Annotated in this window: 1 pseudogene; it reads left to right on the top strand. The window is 66.3% G+C overall.

Annotated elements, in window-relative coordinates:
• Positions 1-3,274, top strand: a pseudogene (locus tag EOA36_RS31585) (S-layer family protein); the annotation flags it as partial.

Raw genomic sequence — 3,274 nt, 5'->3', positions numbered from 1 at the left:
ACCCAGGTCACGCTGGGCTCTGCCGCCAACGTGGCCGGCATCAACTTCTCATTCACCAATGCCGATGTCAGCTTCGGCACGACCATCGTGACGATGGGCGCCGGCGCCAACCAGAGCGGCATCAGCTTCGCAACTGCCAGTGCCGATGCCAGCTTCGGGGCAACCACCGTGACAATGGGCGCTGGCGCCAACCAGACCGGCATCAACTTCAGCGGCGCCTTTGCCACGGCCGATTTCGGCGTGACTCATATCACCGGCACCGGTGACCTGACCTCGCGCGGCATCGACCTGTCGTCGACGCAAGCCGACAAGACCATCACCTTCGCGCGCGGCTCCAGCATTTCCAATGTCGGCGTCGGCGTCGAGCTGTCGTCGGGCGGCACCACGGCGACCTCGGCCAATGCCAACTTCACCTTCGGCGACGGCACTTCCGCCGATGGGCTGCAATCCTCCATCAGCGCGGCGGCGGGCGGCTATACCGTCAACACGGTCGGGCTCAATCCGGCGCTCGGCAATTACAATTTCAACGATGTCGCCTTCACCGGCAGCGCGCATCTGGCCAGCGCGGTTGGTGGGACCATCATGGTCTCGCAGAACGGCGGCGTCATCGCCGCCGGCACGGATGGGCTGAGCGCGGATGTGAGCACCATTTCGGTGACCGCCGCCGATGCCATGAGCGGCAGCGGTGTGGTCTTCGCCTTTGTCGGCACGGTCGATCTCAGCGGCACGCCGTTCACGCTCGATTCGGGCCAGTCGATCACCGGCTTCGGCAACGGCAACTCGATCCTCACCTCCGGCACGGTCCAGCCGATCAACGTCCAGGGCAATCTCGGGGCAACCGGCGGCAACGTCACCGGCGACGAGGGCGTGGTCAAGAGCACGGGCAGCGATACCCTGCACCTGCTCGGCAGCAATCAGGTGAAGAACACCGCTTTCGACTTCAGCGGCGGCAGCGGCTCGGTCTTCCTCATCGACGAGAGCGCGGTCGGCTTCGGCAATGCCGGCGGCATCGTCGTTGACGGCGTCACGGTCAGCAATGTCGCCGTTGGCCAGACCGCCTTCAAGGTCGACGGCCTCACCACCAACGTGTCGATCACCAACAACAACATCAACGTCGCCGGCACGCTGCTCGCCGCCGATGGCGGCAATGGCAACATCACGCTCACGCGCGGCAATTTGCCCAACAGCGGCCCGGCCGGCACGCTGACCGGCGGCGGTGTCACGATCTCCAACCGCACCGGCGGCCTGGTCGATTTCACCGACAAGGCGACCATCGGCGGCAACGGCGTTTCGCTGACCAACAATACCGGCGCTGGGATTACCTTCGCGGATGTGGACATCAGCACCAATGGCGCGACGGCGTTCAGCGCCAGCGGCGGCGGCACGGTCAATGTCACGACGGGCACGATCAGCGCCACGGGCGCCCAAGCGGCGGCGCTCGACGGCATCACCGCTGGTATCAACTTCGCCTCGACCAACGCCACGTTCGGCTCGGGCAACGGCATCGACCTGCAGGCTCTCAGCGGCACAGCCGCTTTCGGCACCGGCACGCTGACCAACACCGGCGCGGGCACGTCCTTCAATGTCGGCTCGGCGACCGATCAGAGCGGCGGCAACGCCGTTATCTCCTATGGCGGCACCATCGCCAGCAACGGCACCGGCGCGGCGGCTTCGATCCAGGAACTGACCGGCGGCTCGGTGACGCTGTCGGGCAATTTGACGGACAGCCTCACGGGCGCCGGCGGCAATATCGTCGTTGCCGGCATCGACAACGGCACGGCGGCGACGGTCACCTTCTCCGGCACGACCAAGCAGATCGACTCGGGCGCGACCGACGGCGCCAGCCTGACCGGCAATCCGAACGGCACGGTCGACTTCAGCAATGGCGGCCTCGTCATCACCACCACGAGCGGTGCGGGCTTTACCGCCAGCACCACCGGCCTGGGCACGGTCAGTGTCAGCGACACCGGCAACACCATCACTACCGCGACCGGCACCGCGCTCAACCTCGACGGCGCGACGATCGGCGCCGGCGGCGTCACCTTCGATTCCATCACGGTCAACGGTGCGGCGACCGGCATTGCGCTGAACAATGTCAGCGGCGGCGCCATCAGCCTCGGCGTGGTCGACCTGCAAGGCATCACGTCGCGTGGCGTCGACATTTCCGGCACGCTCGGCTCGACGCTTGATTTCACCAGCCTCAACATCGGGCTCGGCGCCACCAACGCGGCCGGCCTCGACCTCAGCGGCGCCGCGCTCGGCGCCAGCAACATCACGGCTGGCGATTTCGACGTCGATGGCGGCAGCTTCGCCGGCACGATCGGCATCGACATGGCCGGCACGACCGGCACCGGTACGATCCAGCTCGGCGACCTCGTCAACAACAACCCCGGTCCGAGTGGCCAGACCTCGACCATCGCCAATGTCGGCTATGGCGTGCAGTTCTCCAGCACCACCAACGCCAAGCTGGTCTTCGGCGATGGCCAGGGTCCGGCCGAATCGTCGATCGCCACCACCGGCGGCCAGGTCATCCACGCCACCGATAGCTTGCCGACCAATGGCGACTACAATTTCAACGACGTCAATTTCACCGGCGACATTTCGAACCTGTCGTCGATCAGCGTCTACTACGTCACCGAAGGCGGCACCGGCGACGGCAGCCTCGCCAATCCGGGCAGCTATGCTGGCGCCCAGGCGTCCACCACCGCCAATGTCATCGTGCTGATCGACCAGACCACCGGCGGCAGCCAGTCGACGATCGACCTCGCCGGAACCACGTTCCAGCTCGACGACGGACAGGTGCTGCTCGCCTTCAAGAGCGGCGACGCTGCCGTCGATGTCTCGCAGCTCGGCGTCGACGCCAGCGGCGGCGCCGGGGCGTCGTTCCATTTCACCACCGTGCAGAACTCGACGGTCGTCTCGGCCCCCGCCGGCATCGATACGCTGCGGCCTGTCCTGCAGAGCAACAACGCCGGATCGGTCGTCAGCCTGGCGACATCAGGCTCGGGCCTGATCACCGGTGGCGTCCAGAACCTCATCATCAGCAACACCGGCACCGGCGCCGGTATTTCCGGCAGCGCGTCGGCCGCCTCCAGTTTCTTCCTGAGGAACAACGACATCGCCGCCGGCGGCAGGGCGCTCGATTTCATCACCAGCGGCGGCGCAACGGCCGACAAGCTGCTGCTGTCGATCGACGGAAACACGCTGAAATCGACGGGATCGGCGCTGGCAGCGTCGTTCGTCGGCCAGAACATCAACGCGACGCAGAATTCGA

The sequence above is a fragment of the Mesorhizobium sp. M8A.F.Ca.ET.021.01.1.1 genome (assembly GCF_003998025.1).
Taxonomy (GTDB): Bacteria; Pseudomonadota; Alphaproteobacteria; order Rhizobiales; family Rhizobiaceae; genus Mesorhizobium.
Note: the sequence above shows the minus strand (reverse complement) of the source record. Positions and strands in the feature narration are given on the sequence as shown.